This is a genomic window from Gramella sp. MAR_2010_147, assembly GCF_900105135.1.
Lineage (GTDB): Bacteria > Bacteroidota > Bacteroidia > Flavobacteriales > Flavobacteriaceae > Christiangramia.
Genome location: NZ_LT629741.1, coordinates 1,303,608 through 1,319,760, shown reverse-complemented (window position 1 = coordinate 1,319,760; position 16,153 = coordinate 1,303,608). Strand labels below are relative to the sequence as shown.

The following is a 16,153-nucleotide window of genomic DNA, read 5'->3' as shown; positions in this document are numbered from 1 at the left end:
GAATGATTTTTTAAGAGAAGATTTTTAACATTTAAAAATCTGTTTGTCAGTTATTTAGTTCCATAAAAAAAGCCCCAGCAATTTGGGGCTTTTTTTTATATGATAAAAAGAAATGTTACTTTCTAATCGCTTCTTTAATACGAGCTTTCTTACCAGTAAGACCTCTAAAGTAGAAAATTCTAGCTCTTCTAACGCTACCTTTTTTATTGATCTCAATTTTCTGGATAGCAGGAAGATTAACCGGGAAAATTCTTTCCACTCCAACTGTACCACTCATTTTTCTAATAGTAAAGGTTTGAGAAGAACCTGTTCCTCTTTTCTGGATAACAACTCCTCTAAAGAACTGAGTTCTTGTTTTCTGTCCCTCTTTAATTTCGTAATAAACAGTGATTGTGTCTCCTGCTGCAAATTCAGGTAGATCTTTTCTGTCTACAAATTCGTCCTGAACGTATTTTACTAACGATTCCATTTTTAATAGTTTAAGATAAAATCCAAAACAACATTCACGATGATCGCCAGAGGTTATTCTAGAATGAGTGCAAAATTAATCAATTTATATTATTGTACAAGCCTGTTAGTGAAAAATTTACTCATCATCTAAAAGGTCTGGTCGTAGTTTCTTAGTTCTTTCATATGCCTTATTCTCGCGCCATTCTTCAATCTTCGGAAAATTTCCTGAGGTAAGTATAGATGGTACCTGCCAGCCTTTATATTCAGCAGGTCTGGTATAAACCGGAGGCGCCAGTAAATTATCCTGGAAAGAATCTGTTAATGCTGAAGTTTCATTTCCCAACACCCCGGGGATCAATCTTATAATCGAGTCACATAAAACTGCGGCTCCAAGTTCCCCTCCTGAAAGCACGTAATCACCTATAGAGATCTCTTTTGTGATAAACTGATCTCTTACCCTTTGATCTACTCCTTTATAATGACCACAAAGGATAATGATATTTTCAGAAAGACTTAAGCTATTGGCAGTCTTCTGATTTAAAGTTGCACCATCTGGTGTCATATAAATCACTTCATCGTAATTTCTTTCCGCTTTTAAGCCTGTGATACATTTGTCAATAGGTTCGATCATCATCACCATTCCTGCACCGCCTCCAAATTGATAATCGTCAACTTGCTGGTAATTGTCAGTAGTATAGTCACGTAAGTTATGTAGGTGAATTTCTACCAATCCTTTTTTGATGGCTCTTTGTAGAATCGAAGCTTCAAACGGACTTTTTAGAATATCTGGAACTACCGTAATTATATCAATGCGCATTCATTAGAATTCAAAAATTTATATCTCGATGAGTAAGTTCAGAAAGTTAGGGTGTACCACTGCTCTTATTTTTTTCATCCTGAAGCATTCTACCAAGACGTTGTTCTTTTTCAAGGGCCTTTGTACGGTAAGCGTCAAACTCTTTCTCTGTTTCGTTCAGTTTTTGCCTGGCATCACGAGTTGCACTGTGAGAACTTTTATATCTAAAAAAGATAATTAGAAGAAGTGCAATTAGCACTCCAACTATCCCCCACATCATTGCTTTATAACCTCCTTTTGAAAAAGGCATACCCAGGAACATCAAAGCATCTTTTTCTTCGGAAACTTTCTGGAGATCCTCCTTCGTCGCGGCAAGATCAGATTTTAATTTCTGGATCTCATCGTTTTGCTGATCTACGGTATTCTTTTGAACAATAATTTCCTCTTTTAATTCAGTAATATAATTCCTGGTAGTATTTCTTAACTCTATCAGTTTATCATAATCTACGACCTTATAGCCCTGGTAATTATTTGATTCCTGAATTAATGCTGAAAACTCATCCTGAATGGGTGTTTCGGTTTTTAGGCTGTCTGTTTGGGCATTCATCTGAAATACACTTACAATAACAAATACAGCTACAATGTAAAGTCTGTTACTCATTTTACTGGGGATTGATTTTGTTTGGTTCTTAAAACAAAAAGCGAAAATATTGGGTTAGTATATTTCAGATTTTCGGGAAGAGTTTCGCTTTTGTAAGAATTAAATGGTTTTAAATCAGTTTTTTATAAATTAAAAGTGATGCAAAAATAAAAAAACCCCGCCAATGACGGGGTCTTTTCTTTAAAAAAATATAAGATCCTAATAATAGGTATAGCGTCTTACTTTCGCAATGTATTTTGCGAGTCTTATTACCTGGTGACTATACCCATATTCATTGTCATACCATATATATAATATCACATTTTTGCCATCGGCAGATACGATAGTTGCGTTACTATCATAAATTGCCGGGGCTGAAGAGCCAATAATATCAGATGATACTAATTCGTTGTCTATAGAATATTGAATTTGCTCTACAAGATCTCCTTCCAGCGCATACTTTTTAAGTAAAGCATTTACATCATCAAGACTTGTCTCTTTCTCAACTTCCAGGTTTAAAATTGCTAAAGAACCATTTGGTACTGGTACTCTAATGGCATTGGAAGTTAGTTTTCCTTCAAAAACAGGAAGTGCTTTAGAAACTGCTTTTCCGGCACCCGTTTCAGTAATCACCATATTTAATCCTGCGGCACGCCCTCTTCTGTATTTACTATGCATATTATCTACCAGGTTTTGGTCGTTTGTATATGCATGAATTGTTTCCAGGTGACCGTGAACAACACCCAAAGAATCCTGAACGGCTTTTAAAACTGGTGTAATTGCGTTGGTAGTACAGGAAGCGGCTGAGAAAATATCTATTTCATCTGGATTGTGTTCTTTTTGATTTACACCATGTACAATATTGGGAATTCCTTTTCCAGGAGCGGTAAGTAATACTTTCGCTGCTCCTTTTGAAGAAAGGTGTCTTGTTAGCGCTTCTTTATCTCTAAAAGCTCCTGTATTATCAATTATAAGTGCACCGTTAATACCATATTTTGTATAATCAATATCTTCTGGCTGATTAGCAGAGATCATATGTACTGTGGTTCCGTTGATGATCAAAGCTGAATTTTTCTCATCTACATTTACGGTCCCACTGAAGGGGCCATGTACAGAATCACTCTTTAAAAGCGAAGCTCTTTTTTCTAAAACACTCTGGTCAACCTTTCCTCTTGTAACAACTGCACGCAGTCTAAGCTGGTTACCTTTTCCGGTTCTTGTCATGAGCTCACGCGCTACCAGTCTGCCAATACGCCCAAATCCATAAAGGACTACGTCTTTTGGAGTAACAGTTTCAGTTTCTTTGGCATCACTAAGCTTATTAGAAACGAAAGCCATAGCGTTGCTGTGAGGCTGCCCGTCTAAATGATATTCATAGGTTAGTTTTCCAATGTCAAGTTTAGAAGGCGGCAAATTGAGGTCTTGAATCGCTTTGGCAATTTCTACAGAATCAAAAATAGAAATAGGTTTTCCTACAAATTCACCTGCATATTCATGAAGATCTAAAATGTCACTTACATTTCTATTGATCATCTGATTTCTAAAAAGCACCAGTTCAATAGATTTGTCGTACCATAGATCGCTCACGATATTGATAAATTCTACGGTCGCTTTTCGACGATCTGCCTGAAAAGAAAGTTCTTTTTCGTAAACTTTATTAAAGTCCATGTTTAGTTGTGTTGTTATATAAATTTCGGCAAAAGTATATATTTCAAACGTTTTCGTAAAAACTTTTCTGCATAAAAAACCCTTCCTGGTGGGAAGGGCTTTATATAATTGAGTATTTCAAAATTTATCTCCATATCATTCTTTGTTTTTCACCTTTTTGATTGTAATAGGTGATCACAATAGAATTTGATCTTGTTCTACTCTGCATAATTTCTTCAACATCACGAATGGAAGTAACCTTCTGGTTGTTAATTTCAGCAATGATACCGCCAACTAGATCTGCCGAAGGAAGATCTTCACTCAAACTGCGGTTAATTCGAACCCCGTTTGGTGCGCTATAAGCCTTTAATTCTTCAGAGGTAGCATTTGCAACTTCCAGTCCCAGTATCGGGATCGCCAGTGTACTCAGTTTGGTTAGTTTTACACTCACTTCTTTTTCTCTGCCATCGCGCATTAACTTCACCGTCACTTCGTCTCCAGGTCTTTTTGAATTGATGTATCCTGTAAGATCTGAAAATTTATTGATCTGGATATTATCGATTCTTTTAATAATATCATTTTGCTGAATCCCAGATTTTTCTGCTCCTCCTCCGGGAGTAACTTCTGCTACCATAACACCCTGTGAAGTGTTAAGGTCAAATTCTCTTATAATGTCATTGTTAATACTTCTGCCGCGAATACCTAAGATTCCCTGTTGTACATCGCCATACTCCATAATATCTTCTACAATCTTACGGGCGTTATTAGAAGGGACTGCAAAAGCATAGCCAATATAACTTCCGCTAGGAGAGCTAATGGCAGTATTAATCCCTATAAGCTCACCATTGATGTTTACCAGAGCACCTCCGCTATTTCCGGGATTAATAGCCGCATCGGTTTGAATAAACGATTGTGGCGAGCTATCGCGAACATTAAGATCTCGGGCCTTTGCGCTTATAATGCCGGCAGTAACGGTAGATTTTAAATTAAATGGATTTCCAACAGCCAGTACCCATTCACCTAATTCCAGATTATTTGAGTTGCCAAAAGGAATATATTCCAGTTCTTCCTGCGCATCTACTTTTATAAGAGCGATATCAGAGATGGGATCACTTCCAATTACTTCAGCTTTGTAGGTTTTATTGTTGTTAAGTGTCACTTCAATTTCAGAAGCGCCATCTATAACATGATTATTGGTGACGATATAACCGTCTGGAGTGATTATTACTCCAGAACCAGCTCCCTGGAGAGCTCTACCGCCATTATCTCCATAAGGGGTGTATTCCCAGATGCTACGCGGGCCTCCTTTAAAAACAGCTACATTTTTAACGTGAACTACCGCATGAACTGTCTTTTCGGCAGCCTCAGTAAAATCGGCATTGGTTCCATACGCCGGGGATTTAGTAACAGGGATAAAAGAGCTATGAGTGTTATCCTGAGGTAAAAATTGCTCAGACTCATCTTCAAAGAACAGTTTGTAACTTCCTAAAGTTAATGCTCCCCCAAGGACAGAAACAAAAAGTAGGCTTGCTATTTTTTTCATTTTCGGATATTATTTAATTAGTAAACATTTTAGATCACTAGATTATTATGCTAATTCCACAAATTTAACGACCATTTAACAGCCCGGAATTCCTCCTCAAAATTGTATATTTGTGCCACTTTAATCTGAATAATGAAGTTGAAATTTTACAAATATCAAGGTACCGGTAACGACTTTATAATGATCGATAATCGGGATAATAGAATGTCCAAAAATGATACCAAATTGGTTAAGGAACTTTGTGACCGAAAATTTGGTATAGGCGCTGATGGCCTGATACTTCTGGAAAATCCAGAAGATCCCCAGGATGATTTTAAAATGGTTTACTTTAATGCTGATGGGAATGAAAGTAGTATGTGCGGAAATGGAGGCAGATGCCTGGTGGCTTTCGCTAGTTATTTAGAGATCATTAAAAATACTGCCCGATTTACAGCTATCGACGGGGTTCATGAAGCTTCGATTAAAGAGGGTGTTGTAAGTCTGAAGATGCAGAATGTAAAAGAGATCTCAGAAAATGAAGACTTTACTTTTCTGGATACCGGTTCTCCTCATCACATTGTATTTACTCAAAATATAAGTGAAATTGATATTAAAAAGGAAGGTGCGGCCATTCGGTTTTCAGACAGGTATAAAGCCAGTAATGGTACAAATGTAAATTTTGTAGAACCCATTTCAGCAAATAGTTTTTCAGTAAGAACCTATGAAAGAGGAGTAGAAGACGAGACACTTTCTTGTGGTACCGGAGTGACTGCAGTTGCCCTGGCAGCATTTAAGTCTGGGAAAACCGGGTCAAATAGTATAAAATTAATTACCAGGGGGGGGATCTTAGGGTTAATTTTAAGGAAAACGGGAATGGTTTTTCTGATGTCTGGTTGTCTGGACCAGCGGAATTTGTTTTTAAAGGGGAGATTGTATGCTAACATTAAAAGGGGAAAAAGTATATCTAAGAGCCCTGGAACCTGAGGACCTTGATTTTGTTCATAAGATTGAAAATAACGAGGATTTCTGGGAAATAAGTGCCACGCAATCGCCCTATTCAAAGTTTCTAATAAGACAGTATATCGAAAATGCCCACCGTGATATTTATGATATTAAGCAATTAAGGCTGGTTATCTGTACTAAAAGAGGCAGACAGGTTGGGTTAATTGATGTTTTTGACCTTGAACCTCGGGATAAACGTGCTGCGATAGGAATTTTAATAGCTAATAAAAAAGATCGCAAAAAAGGTTTTGGTTCAGAAAGTTTGTCTTTGCTTTGCGATTATTGTTTTACTCACTTAGGCTTGCACCAGGTCTATGCCAACGTTACCGCCAATAACGGAGATAGCCAGAGAGTTTTTGAAAATAACGGGTTTAGGAAAGTTGGCTTGAAAAAAGACTGGACTCTCTTTAATGGTGAGTTTAAAGATGAATGGCTTTATCAATTAATTAGCAATGTACATTAGAAAAATACTTATCGCGATCGTAATTCTTGGCTTAATTGCGTTTGGAATTTTTGGTTATTACGTTTATAACAGCGTTTTTTCTTCGAATACAGAATTTGATTCAAAAGAAGAAATTGTTTATATCCCAACAGGTGCAACATTTCAATCTGTGTTAGATTCATTACAACCATTATTAAAAGATGTAGAATCCTTTTCTCTGGTTGCACAAAAGAAAGGATATTCAAACAGGGTTAGACCTGGTAGATATCTTCTAAAAAATGGAATGAATAATAATGAGCTTGTCAATCAGCTACGAATTGGAAATAAACCGGTAAAGGTGATTTTTAATAACCAGGAAAGACTGGAAGATCTTGCTGGCAGAATTTCAAGCCAGATTGAAGCTGATAGTGCAGATTTGCTTGAATCTTTCAAAAATGAAGAGTTTCTAAAGCAAAATGAGTTAGATAGAAGGAATGCCCTTGGGCTTTATATTCCGAATCAATATGAATTCTACTGGAATACGTCTGCCGAAGAATTTCAGGAGAGAATGAAGAAGGAATATGATAGATTCTGGAGCGAAACAAGACTTAGAAAAGCAGAAAAAATAGGTTTAACACCCAAAGAAGTAATTACGGTGGCTTCTATTGTTCAAAAAGAAACAGCGAAGGTTGATGAACGACCTAAGGTAGCCGGAGTTTATATGAATAGGTATAAGAATGGATGGAAACTGGATGCAGATCCCACTGTAATCTATGCGATTAAGGAAAAAACCGGAAATTTTGATACGATCATTAAAAGAGTGCTCTATAAAGATCTTGAAATAGATTCTCCATATAACACTTATAAATACAGGCAACTTCCTCCAGGGCCAATATCAATGCCCGATATTTCATCGATTGATGCAGTATTAAATTATGAGGATCACGATTACTTCTATTTTGTAGCCGATGTCCAGAATTTCGGGTACCACAAATTTGCTGAAAATCTCGCCCAGCATAACCGAAATAAGCAGGAATATGTTCGATGGATCAACCGTCAGGGGATAAAACGATAATAAAGATCTAATAACGTAAACCTCAATAAATTGATTATCAATTAGTTATTGTTTCGTTAAAACGGTTTAAACTTTAAAAAACGTTTAACATCTTGTAATTCAGATTATTAAAAATTGTTATACATTTGCCCGGCAAATATGAAAGGGGTACGATTTATGAAATAGGTCTGCCAGAAACCTTTCAAAAACAAAAGCAATGAGAAAGAAAATTGCAAAATTTTCAATCTTGCCTCTTGTAGCGGGCTCAGTTTTTTTTAGTTTTTCTACTAAAAAAGCTGCAAATCTGGATTTAGAAGAGTATTCTACTTATAATCTTGATTTGGATTATACAGTTGCAGACTTACGGGATGAATTAATTCCAGAATTTCAAATCTCCCACACTTCTCCTTTTCTTGGGAAATCTTATGTTGGTTTTAAAGAAGCATTGGCTTTTAAAGAGTCCAGAGGAGATTACAAGACGATCAACGAGTTTGGTTATCTTGGAAAGTACCAGTTTGGGAAAAACACTTTGAAGTTGGTTGGAGTTTACGATACTGTGGGATTCCTAAATTCTCCTGCATTACAGGAAGCGGCATTCTATGCCAATGCGTCGAGAAATAAATGGATTTTGCAAAGAGATATCAAACGCTTTGTGGGAAAAACCATTAATGGAGTAGAAATTACCGAATCTGGAATTTTGGCAGCTGCCCATTTAGCCGGCCCGGGGAGTGTTAAAAAGTATCTTCGTAGTTGGGGAGCCCAGGCTTTTAGTGATGCATTTGGAACTACGATCAAAACATATATGAAACGTTTTGGTGGTTATGATACATCATTTGTAAGGACCGAGAAGAATTCCAGAGTAGATTTCGATAGACTTCCTGTTTAAAGATCTTTCTGAATAATGAATATAGCCGGTCTTTTATGAAGATCGGTTTTTATATTTTTCCATTCTGAAGCTGTGGCAGTTTTGATGAATTCTGATTCTAAAGTCAAATCACAAGCCACACAGATTCTGGTAGTAGGATGAAGGCTTTGAATAAGGTCTTCCAGAAACTTCATATTTCTGTATGGAGTTTCAATAAATATTTGCGCCTGATTCTTTTCAGTAGAAATTCTTTCCAGTTGTTTTATCTCGTGCTTTCTCTCCTTTTTGTCTATTGGAAGATATCCGTGAAAAGTAAAGCTTTGACCGTTCATGCCACTTGCCATCATCGCCAGTAAGATAGAGGAGGGGCCAATAAGAGGAACTACCTGAATATTATAATTATGGGCTAGCTTTACAATTTCAGCACCTGGATCTGCAACCCCGGGACAGCCTGCTTCACTAAGAAGACCGATGTTTCTTCCTTCTTTCGCTGCATCTAAAAAAGTTGGAATTTCAGAAGCTTCAGTGAATTTATTCAGGCCATTTAATTTTAAGCTTTGCTGAGATTTTTCGGGAAGTATCTGTTTGATAAATCTTCTGGCAGATTTCTCATTTTCCACAATAAAATCTTCGATCCCATCTATAATATGCGCATTCATTGGGGGGAATACCTTTTCAGCATTTGAATCTCCCAGGCCTACAGGAATAAGATAAAGTTTACCGTTGGTATTATGTTTAGAACTCATAAAGTTCCGTTCTCCAGTTTTTTTGCGATCAAATCACAGGCTTCGTTAAGCATTTGATATACATTTTCAAAACCCTGCTCACCGCCATGATAAGGATCTGGAACGTCAACATTTTCAGAAGGAAAGATTTCTTCAAGGATCAAATGAACTTTCTGGCGATCTTCATCAGTTTCAGCCATAGCCATTACATCTTTAAAATTGGAATTATCCATCGTAAAGATATAGTCAAAATCTTCAAAATCCTTTTTTGAAAACTGTCTTCCGCGCTGCTCTGTGATATCCAGATCATATCTTTTAGCGGTTGCGATAGATCTCCGGTCTGGTTCAGAGCCAATATGCCAGCTACCTGTACCTGCAGAGTCTACAAATACTTTGCTGGGATCTACTTTAGATTTAAGAATACCTTCGGCTAGTGGTGATCTGCAGATATTGCCGAGGCACACCATTAATACCCTGGTTTTCATAAATTATTATTTATAGGGTGAGTTTCTTGTTGAGGTCTTCAACAAATTTTTTGAACTGTTTGTCTGTAGAAGCCAGATTATCTACTGTTTTACAGGCATGCAATACAGTGGCGTGATCGCGACTCCCTATTTGGGAACCAATGCTTGCCAGGGATGCTTTTGTAAATTTCTTAGCAAAGAACATCGCAAGTTGTCTTGCCTGTACAATATGTCTTTTACGTGTTTTAGACTGCAATGTGTCTACATCCATCTGGAAATAATCGCTTACGACTTTCTGAATATAATCTATTGAAACTTCACGCTTGGTATTTTTCACGTAGTTGTCAACGATCTTTTTCGCAAGTTCCAGGGTAATATCTTTCTTGTTGAAAGAGGAATGGGCGATTAGGGATATAATAGCGCCTTCCAGTTCCCTGATATTGGTCTTAATGTTATTTGCCAGGAATTCAACGATATCTTCTGGCATTTCAACGCCATCGCGATAAAGTTTACTTTTTATAATAGAAACACGGGTTTCGAAATCTGGGTGTTGTAATTCAGCAGAAAGTCCCCATTTAAATCTTGAAAGCAAACGCTGTTCAATATCCTGCATATCTACCGGTGCTTTATCACTGGTAAGAATTACCTGCTTTCCGTTTTGATGAAGGTGATTGAAAATGTGGAAAAATACATCCTGGGTTCCTGCCTTACCCGATAGTAACTGTATGTCATCTACCACCAAAACATCAATGATCTGGTAGAAATGGATAAAATCGTTACGATTATTCTTTTTTACTGACTCAATATACTGCTGTGTAAATTTTTCCGCAGAAATATATAGAACCGTCTTTTCCGGATACTTATCTTTTATCTCAACGCCAATAGCATGAGCAAGATGCGTTTTTCCAAGTCCAACGCCTCCGAATATTAAAAGTGGGTTAAATGAAGTTCCTCCCGGCTTGTTAGCTACTGCTAATCCTGCCGATCTGGCCAATCTATTTGATTCACCTTCCAGGAAATTCTCAAAATTATAATTTGGATTAAGCTGAGATTCTATTTTTACATTTCTAATTCCAGGAATTATAAAAGGATTCTTCAGCTCAGGACTTTTATTTTTAATTGGCACGTCTACTTCCTGAGAAGTCATTTGTGCTCTCTGTGTACTTGGGATCTTTTCGGTAAACGGTAGTTTATTACCGTAAGTGTTTTCCATCTTGATCACATAAACCAACTTAGCTTTTTCACCAAGTTCACGAGTAAGTGAAACTTTTAGTAGTTTAACATAATGTTCTTCCAGCCATTCATAGAAAAACTTAGAAGGCACCTGTATACTCAGGGCACAATCTGTTAGTTTCACTGCTTGGATAGGTTCAAACCATGTTTTGTATGCTTGAGGTGTAATGTTATCCTGAATAAATGAGAGACAGTTATTCCAAACCGATTGCGCAGTTTTTGACATTATTGGTTAAACGTTAATTTTGGTTAGTAGTAAGTTCTAATGGCAGCCGGACAAACTTGGTTCTCCAACTTGAGCGGAACAAATATGTGAACAAAAAATGTAAAAAAAAAACCATTTAGGTGTTGAATTTTAAGAAAAATTTATGCATACTTACTTCCGAGCCTGAATATAAAAAACCTTTCTCTAAAAGGCTATTTTTTTATCATGAAATCACACGAAACTTTTGTTAAAGTCCGATATGCCGAAACCGACCAGATGGGTGTTGTATATCACGGAAATTACCCGCAATATCTTGAAATAGCCCGAATTGACTGGCTGGACTCCTTAGGGGTCTCGTACAAAAATATGGAAGAGGAAGGAATAATGTTGCCGGTATTCGAATTAAATTTAAAATATCACAAACCAATCACTTTTGATGAAAACATCAGGATCGAAACTCGATTGCGCGAACTTCCAAATGTTAAAATTATTTTTGATTATATAATATTCAATGAAACAGGAGAAAAAGTAACTTCTGCAACTTCAACACTGGTTTTTATGGATTCAAAAACCAGAAAACCTATTCGCTGCCCTAAATATATTCATGAAAAACTAGAAGGTTAATCGTCGAGTTTGGATATCTCAACTTTATAAGTATTGTCAAATTTAGAATAGATGTCTTCAGCATCTTTTTTTCTTACGGCAATAAAGATCTTACAATCTATTTCCAGTTTTTGATCAATGACATTCAGGTTATTTTTTTTAATCACCTGCATCACCTTGTTCATTTCAGGATAATCAAATTTTATCACGAAAATTTCGTCAATGGTTCTCTTTAAAATGTCTGATTCTTCCAGCGCCATCTGTGCGGCGGTTTTGTAGGCATTTATAAGTCCGCCCACTCCAAGTTTAACACCACCAAAATATCTAACCACCACTATTAGAATGTTGGTCACATCAAAAGACTGTATTTGGCCATAGATAGGCATTCCGGCAGAGTTGGAGGGTTCTCCGTCATCATTCGCACGATATTGAAAATCTTCTTTTCCTATTTGCCATGCGTAGCACCAATGCCTGGCTTTATGGTGTTTGGATCTCAACTCCTCCAAATGTTGATTTGCCTCTTCTTCGGTCTTAATAGGAAATGCATATCCAAAAAATTTTGAATTCCTGTCTTTAAAAAGAACTTCAGGAGATGCTTTTGTAATGCTTTGGTAGGTATCTTTCATATGGCAGAATTTGCTACAAGAATTATACTAATAACTGCCAGAATAAGTCCTATCCAGTTTTTTCTGATCAGTTTTTCCTTAAATAAAAGAATTCCAGCCAGTGTTGAAACTGTTACAATGGCCACATGATTCATCGTAAAGATCGTAGAGCTCTCAAAACCCTCACTTCTTAAAGCCATGACAAGAAAATAAATAGAATAGTAATTTGGAATTCCAAGTGCGATCCCTCCCAGAATATTTTTATAGGTAATATTCAGTTTACCCATGAAGGCTTGAATAACTAATATAATGACTCCAAGACATCCTGCTGTGGCGAAGATGGTAGAGGAGAAAAGCCCTACTTTAGTTTCAGAAACATAGCTTGTTTCCAGATACTTTAAACTGGTATCAATTATCCCGCTGCCAAGGAATACCAATAATGGGAAAATGAGATTCTCTTTTTTTATACTGATGCCTTCTTTCGTTTTAATGGATGTGAGGTAAACGGCAACCAGAGCGAGAAGAATTCCAATAATCTTTAAAATCCCCGTACTTTCATTGTACAGGAAAATTCCGCAGAGTACAGGGATGGCTACCGACATTTTTGTAGCCACAGCAACTACAGAAAGTCCGCTTTTTTGTGTGGTGATAGCTGCCAGGTTAAAAACCACAATAAATAGGACTCCTAGCATCAAAGCGCCGGGAAACCAGTTTTCAGACGGGACCTGGGTGAAATCTGAACCTTCAATGTATCCGAAAAATCCTACGGTACAGGCTATAAAATAGTTAACGACTATTGCCTGCAGGGTGTTGATCCCGAATTTTTTATATAGCCTGAACACCACAAATATGATGGTAGAGGATAGAACGCTTAAAAGCAGGTATATCAAAACAGGTCGCTTTTAGTGGTGAAAAGATCTATAATGTCTTCACGGGTAGGTTCTATGTTCCAGATGTGAAAACCTAGCTTTTTGGCAGTTTCTGTATTTTCAGAAGTATCGTCTATAAAAAGACAGTTTTTAGCTTTCAGATTATTTTCCTTGAGCACAAATTCAAAGATATTGGGATTGGGTTTTCTCATCCCTATTTCTTGAGATAGGTAGAAAGCGTCGAAACAATTTTTAAAATCTTCAAAGAATGCTACATTTTGCTTTATATATTCAATATGATTTTCGTTGGTATTACTCAAAAGAATAAGCTTGTAATTTCTTTCTTCCGCCAGTTTTTTAATAAATCTATATCGGTATTCAGGAAAATCAAGCAACATGGAATTCCAGGATTCTACAAACTGGTGGTGACTTAATTGAGGAAAATGAGTTCTGTAATGTTCTGAAATTTCATCGGAAGTCACAAACCCCTGTTCATAATCACGGTTTCTGGCCGTGAGGGCCCCGGGAAGCTCTTCGATATTCATCTCCTTCAATCGCCTGTTAGTACCTTCTTTGTCAAGATTTATAAAAACGTCTCCAAAATCAAATATGATCGCTTTAATCATTCCTGTAAATTTTTAAATTATCCCCGGAAATGTCTTTATCAGAAATTATTTTTCCTGAAAATTCCGGAGATTTTATGCCTTTTTTAAATTGAGATTTCCCTGTAAAAACTCTTGCTTCATCCCAAAGTCCAGCGTTTATAAATTGCTGAAGCGTATTGCTTCCACCTTCAATAATAACCGATTGCAATTCATGCTGATATAAAATATCGCAGATTCTACTTGCGATATTTTTAGAAAAATCAAGTTCTTCAAAGATCAAGTTTTCGTTTCCAGAAGCCATTGGAGTCTTACTACAAAGAATGATCGTTTTCAGTCTTTCGTCGAGTACTGAATATTCTTTCGGTATTTTCAGGTCTTTGTCAATAACAATTCTAGTGGGATTGTTTCCTGTCCATTTTCTAACATTTAAAGAAGGATTATCCTGTAGTGCGGTATTAGTCCCTACCAGAATAGCTGCCTCTTCACTACGCCATTTATGTACTAGCTGACCTGAATATTTATTAGTGATCCAAACCGGTCTTTTCTCGTCCCTTTTTTCAGGCGCGATATATCCATCTGTGGTTTGAGCCCATTTCAGGATAATATAGGGCCGTCGTTCTTTATGAAAAGTAAAAAAGCGTTTATTCAGATCCTTACATTGATCTTCGAGCACACCTAATTTAACCTCACATCCAGCATCCATCAGCTTTTTAATTCCGCGACCTGCAACCTTAGCAAAAGGATCCATAGTACCAATCACTACTTTTTTGATTCCTTTGTCAATGATGAGATCGCTGCAAGGAGGCGTTTTTCCAAAATGGCTGCAGGGCTCAAGGCTCACATAAATAGTGGCGTGTTTTAAAAGCGATTCGTCTTTAACCGAATTGATCGCATTTACTTCAGCATGGGCCTCTCCAGCTTTCTTGTGCCAGCCTTCACCGATGATCTTTTCATTATGCACAATTACACTTCCAACCATCGGGTTTGGATAGGTGGTTCCAAGACCGTTTAGAGCCAGTTCTATACAGCGTTTTATGTATTTTTCGTGTATATTCACAGCACAAAAATAGAATTAATTAGGCAGAATGAACACATGGAAAATTCGGGAAATCGAACCCGAAGATAATCAGCAGGTTAAAGAATTAGTAAGAAACGTTCTTGTAGAAATGGGCGTTCCTAAAGTAGGTACCGCGTATGAAGATAAATCGCTGGATGATATGACCGCAACCTATGCATCTGAAAAAATGGCGTATTTTGTGGTAGAAGAAAATTCAAAAATTATTGGTGGGGCAGGTATTGCACCACTTACAGGATTGGAAGAGACCGTTTGCGAACTACAAAAAATGTATTTTCTTCCTGAAGCCAGGGGAAGAGGAATTGGGATGAAAATGATCAATCAATGCCTGGATTTTGCAAGAGATCAGGGATTTAAAAAATGCTATATTGAAACCCTGCCTTATATGGAAAATGCCAGAAAGCTTTATCACAAGAACGGGTTTGAAGTAATTGAGAAGCCACTTGGCGATACTGGACATTATAACTGTACGGTTTTCATGATTAAGGACCTTTAAGATAATCTTCTCAAATAATAATTTTCTATGCGGCTTTCCCATTTAAAATTTCATTTTGAAAATAGCTTAAAAGACAAATTTCCTTCTACAGAAATAATGTCTTTTTTCCACATACTTACTGAGGAATATCTTGGAATGCAAAGAATTGATATTGCTTTAAAACCAAATATTGAAATTTCAAAAGTTGATGAAACAAGATTTAATGAAGCTTTGCATAGACTGAAAGATCACGAGCCTATTCAATATATCATTGGTAAAACTGAGTTTTTTGGGCGAGAGTTTCTGGTGAATAAAAATGTATTGATTCCAAGGCCGGAAACCGAAGAGCTGGTTTCCTGGATCATTTCAGACAGTAAGAATTCAGAAAAGCAACTCAAGATCCTGGATATTGGAACCGGAAGTGGGTGTATCCCAATCAGTTTAAAAAAAGAATTGAAGAATACGTCGGTTTTCTCCTATGACGTTTCATCAGAAGCTCTGCTCATTGCTAAAAGAAATGCTAAATTAAATGCTGCTGAGGTGATCTTCCAGAAACTGAATATTCTGGAAACAGATTCATTAGATGATAATTTTGATGTTATCGTTTCCAATCCCCCTTATGTAAGGGAATTGGAGAAAAAGGAAATGCATCAGAATGTCCTGGTTCACGAACCTGAACTGGCTCTTTATGTGAAAGATGATGATGCTTTGATTTTTTATAAAAAGATCACAGAGATAGCCGGTAATTGTTTGAATGCGGGCGGAAATCTGTATTTTGAGATCAATCAGTATTTATCTGAAGAGACAAAGCTGTTAGTGGAGCAATTTGGTTTTGAAGCAGAACTTAAAAAGGATATTTTTGGCAATTACCGAATGTTGAAGGCAATCAAAAAATAA

General features: G+C 36.8%; 18 protein-coding genes and 1 pseudogene. 7 read left to right on the top strand and 12 right to left on the bottom strand.

Annotation, left to right across the window (positions count from 1 at the left end; translation table 11 throughout):
- Positions 1–115 precede the first annotated feature (115 nt).
- The 5 genes from rplS to BLT95_RS05970 all read right to left on the bottom strand — a co-directional run bounded on the left by rplS (position 116) and on the right by BLT95_RS05970 (position 5,076).
- The gene (gene rplS / locus BLT95_RS05990; protein ID WP_089665216.1) at positions 116–469 is read right to left on the bottom strand and encodes a 50S ribosomal protein L19; all 354 of its coding nucleotides are present in this window, start codon (positions 467–469) and stop codon (positions 116–118) included.
- Between the two features lie 117 nt (positions 470–586).
- A complete protein-coding gene (gene trmD, locus BLT95_RS05985) occupies positions 587–1,267 on the bottom strand; it encodes a tRNA (guanosine(37)-N1)-methyltransferase TrmD (RefSeq protein WP_089665215.1) in 681 nt (226 codons plus the stop codon).
- 46 nt (positions 1,268–1,313) lie between these two features.
- Positions 1,314–1,907, bottom strand: a complete 594-nt coding sequence (locus BLT95_RS05980) for a hypothetical protein (RefSeq protein ID WP_089665214.1) — start codon at positions 1,905–1,907, stop codon at positions 1,314–1,316.
- A 198-nt stretch (positions 1,908–2,105) separates the two neighbouring features.
- Entirely contained in the window at positions 2,106–3,554 is a 1,449-nt protein-coding gene (locus BLT95_RS05975) for a glyceraldehyde-3-phosphate dehydrogenase (RefSeq protein ID WP_089665213.1), read from the bottom strand.
- A 124-nt stretch (positions 3,555–3,678) separates the two neighbouring features.
- On the bottom strand, positions 3,679–5,076 hold the full coding sequence (locus BLT95_RS05970) for a trypsin-like peptidase domain-containing protein (protein ID WP_089665212.1): 1,398 nt from the start codon (positions 5,074–5,076) through the stop codon (positions 3,679–3,681).
- Positions 5,077–5,208: 132 nt separating this feature from the next.
- Between BLT95_RS05970 and dapF the strand changes: the two are divergent.
- From dapF to BLT95_RS05950, 4 genes and pseudogenes are all read left to right on the top strand, one after another.
- Positions 5,209–5,996: pseudogene (gene dapF, locus BLT95_RS05965) on the top strand (diaminopimelate epimerase).
- Positions 5,990–6,520 carry a GNAT family N-acetyltransferase gene (locus BLT95_RS05960; protein WP_089665211.1) on the top strand — a complete coding sequence of 177 codons (531 nt, stop codon included), beginning with the start codon at positions 5,990–5,992 and terminating at the stop codon, positions 6,518–6,520. The pseudogene dapF and the gene BLT95_RS05960 overlap by 7 nt, the downstream one beginning before the upstream one ends.
- Positions 6,510–7,553, top strand: a complete 1,044-nt coding sequence (gene mltG, locus BLT95_RS05955) for an endolytic transglycosylase MltG (protein WP_089665210.1) — start codon at positions 6,510–6,512, stop codon at positions 7,551–7,553. The genes BLT95_RS05960 and mltG overlap by 11 nt, the downstream gene beginning before the upstream one ends.
- Positions 7,554–7,749: 196 nt before the next feature.
- Positions 7,750–8,418 (top strand): peptidoglycan-binding protein LysM, encoded by a 669-nt coding sequence (locus BLT95_RS05950; RefSeq protein ID WP_089665209.1) that lies wholly within the window; start codon positions 7,750–7,752, stop codon positions 8,416–8,418.
- On the opposite strand, the gene BLT95_RS05945 is transcribed toward BLT95_RS05950, so the two are convergent.
- From BLT95_RS05945 to dnaA, 3 genes are read right to left on the bottom strand one after another with little or no spacing between them, the layout of a single operon-like run.
- Positions 8,415–9,143 (bottom strand): SAM-dependent methyltransferase, encoded by a 729-nt coding sequence (locus BLT95_RS05945; protein ID WP_089665208.1) that lies wholly within the window; start codon positions 9,141–9,143, stop codon positions 8,415–8,417. The genes BLT95_RS05950 and BLT95_RS05945 overlap by 4 nt on opposite strands.
- Positions 9,140–9,607: a low molecular weight protein-tyrosine-phosphatase gene (locus tag BLT95_RS05940; RefSeq protein WP_089665207.1), complete on the bottom strand. Its 468-nt coding sequence runs from the start codon at positions 9,605–9,607 to the stop codon at positions 9,140–9,142. Before BLT95_RS05940 ends, BLT95_RS05945 begins: the two co-directional genes overlap by 4 nt.
- A gap of 10 nt (positions 9,608–9,617) precedes the next feature.
- Entirely contained in the window at positions 9,618–11,045 is a 1,428-nt protein-coding gene (gene dnaA / locus BLT95_RS05935) for a chromosomal replication initiator protein DnaA (protein ID WP_089665206.1), read from the bottom strand.
- A 204-nt stretch (positions 11,046–11,249) separates the two neighbouring features.
- Between dnaA and BLT95_RS05930 the strand changes: the two genes are divergently transcribed.
- Positions 11,250–11,648, top strand: a complete 399-nt coding sequence (locus tag BLT95_RS05930; RefSeq protein ID WP_089665205.1) for a thioesterase family protein — start codon at positions 11,250–11,252, stop codon at positions 11,646–11,648.
- Here BLT95_RS05930 and BLT95_RS05925 read toward each other — a convergent pair.
- From BLT95_RS05925 to ribD, 4 genes are read right to left on the bottom strand one after another with little or no spacing between them, the layout of a single operon-like run.
- Positions 11,645–12,253 carry a YigZ family protein gene (locus tag BLT95_RS05925; RefSeq protein WP_089665204.1) on the bottom strand — a complete coding sequence of 203 codons (609 nt, stop codon included), beginning with the start codon at positions 12,251–12,253 and terminating at the stop codon, positions 11,645–11,647. The genes BLT95_RS05930 and BLT95_RS05925 overlap by 4 nt on opposite strands.
- Complete coding sequence (locus BLT95_RS05920; protein ID WP_089665203.1) at positions 12,250–13,122, bottom strand: EamA family transporter; 873 nt, start codon at positions 13,120–13,122, stop codon at positions 12,250–12,252. The genes BLT95_RS05925 and BLT95_RS05920 overlap by 4 nt, the downstream gene beginning before the upstream one ends.
- Positions 13,119–13,727: an HAD family phosphatase gene (locus BLT95_RS05915; RefSeq protein WP_089665202.1), complete on the bottom strand. Its 609-nt coding sequence runs from the start codon at positions 13,725–13,727 to the stop codon at positions 13,119–13,121. The genes BLT95_RS05920 and BLT95_RS05915 overlap by 4 nt, the downstream gene beginning before the upstream one ends.
- Positions 13,720–14,763: a bifunctional diaminohydroxyphosphoribosylaminopyrimidine deaminase/5-amino-6-(5-phosphoribosylamino)uracil reductase RibD gene (gene ribD, locus BLT95_RS05910; protein ID WP_089665201.1), complete on the bottom strand. Its 1,044-nt coding sequence runs from the start codon at positions 14,761–14,763 to the stop codon at positions 13,720–13,722. Before ribD ends, BLT95_RS05915 begins: the two co-directional genes overlap by 8 nt.
- A gap of 28 nt (positions 14,764–14,791) precedes the next feature.
- Here ribD and BLT95_RS05905 point away from each other — a divergent pair, with 28 nt between their 5' ends.
- Both BLT95_RS05905 and prmC read left to right on the top strand, forming a co-directional pair.
- Positions 14,792–15,277 (top strand): GNAT family N-acetyltransferase, encoded by a 486-nt coding sequence (locus BLT95_RS05905; protein WP_089665200.1) that lies wholly within the window; start codon positions 14,792–14,794, stop codon positions 15,275–15,277.
- A gap of 27 nt (positions 15,278–15,304) precedes the next feature.
- Positions 15,305–16,153, top strand: a complete 849-nt coding sequence (prmC, locus tag BLT95_RS05900; protein ID WP_089665199.1) for a peptide chain release factor N(5)-glutamine methyltransferase — start codon at positions 15,305–15,307, stop codon at positions 16,151–16,153.

Excerpts from the sequence above, each read along its gene's own strand:
- rplS (WP_089665216.1), bottom strand. The coding sequence starts at position 469 with ATGGAATCGTTAGTAAAATACGTTCAGGACGAATTTGTAGACAGAAAA.
- trmD (WP_089665215.1), bottom strand. The coding sequence starts at position 1,267 with ATGCGCATTGATATAATTACGGTAGTTCCAGATATTCTAAAAAGTCCG.
- BLT95_RS05980 (WP_089665214.1), bottom strand. The coding sequence starts at position 1,907 with ATGAGTAACAGACTTTACATTGTAGCTGTATTTGTTATTGTAAGTGTA.
- BLT95_RS05975 (WP_089665213.1), bottom strand. The coding sequence starts at position 3,554 with ATGGACTTTAATAAAGTTTACGAAAAAGAACTTTCTTTTCAGGCAGAT.
- BLT95_RS05970 (WP_089665212.1), bottom strand. The coding sequence starts at position 5,076 with ATGAAAAAAATAGCAAGCCTACTTTTTGTTTCTGTCCTTGGGGGAGCA.
- BLT95_RS05960 (WP_089665211.1), top strand. The coding sequence starts at position 5,990 with ATGCTAACATTAAAAGGGGAAAAAGTATATCTAAGAGCCCTGGAACCT.
- mltG (WP_089665210.1), top strand. The coding sequence starts at position 6,510 with ATGTACATTAGAAAAATACTTATCGCGATCGTAATTCTTGGCTTAATT.
- BLT95_RS05950 (WP_089665209.1), top strand. The coding sequence starts at position 7,750 with ATGAGAAAGAAAATTGCAAAATTTTCAATCTTGCCTCTTGTAGCGGGC.
- BLT95_RS05945 (WP_089665208.1), bottom strand. The coding sequence starts at position 9,143 with ATGAGTTCTAAACATAATACCAACGGTAAACTTTATCTTATTCCTGTA.
- BLT95_RS05940 (WP_089665207.1), bottom strand. The coding sequence starts at position 9,607 with ATGAAAACCAGGGTATTAATGGTGTGCCTCGGCAATATCTGCAGATCA.
- dnaA (WP_089665206.1), bottom strand. The coding sequence starts at position 11,045 with ATGTCAAAAACTGCGCAATCGGTTTGGAATAACTGTCTCTCATTTATT.
- BLT95_RS05930 (WP_089665205.1), top strand. The coding sequence starts at position 11,250 with ATGAAATCACACGAAACTTTTGTTAAAGTCCGATATGCCGAAACCGAC.
- BLT95_RS05925 (WP_089665204.1), bottom strand. The coding sequence starts at position 12,253 with ATGAAAGATACCTACCAAAGCATTACAAAAGCATCTCCTGAAGTTCTT.
- BLT95_RS05915 (WP_089665202.1), bottom strand. The coding sequence starts at position 13,727 with ATGATTAAAGCGATCATATTTGATTTTGGAGACGTTTTTATAAATCTT.
- BLT95_RS05905 (WP_089665200.1), top strand. The coding sequence starts at position 14,792 with ATGAACACATGGAAAATTCGGGAAATCGAACCCGAAGATAATCAGCAG.
- prmC (WP_089665199.1), top strand. The coding sequence starts at position 15,305 with ATGCGGCTTTCCCATTTAAAATTTCATTTTGAAAATAGCTTAAAAGAC.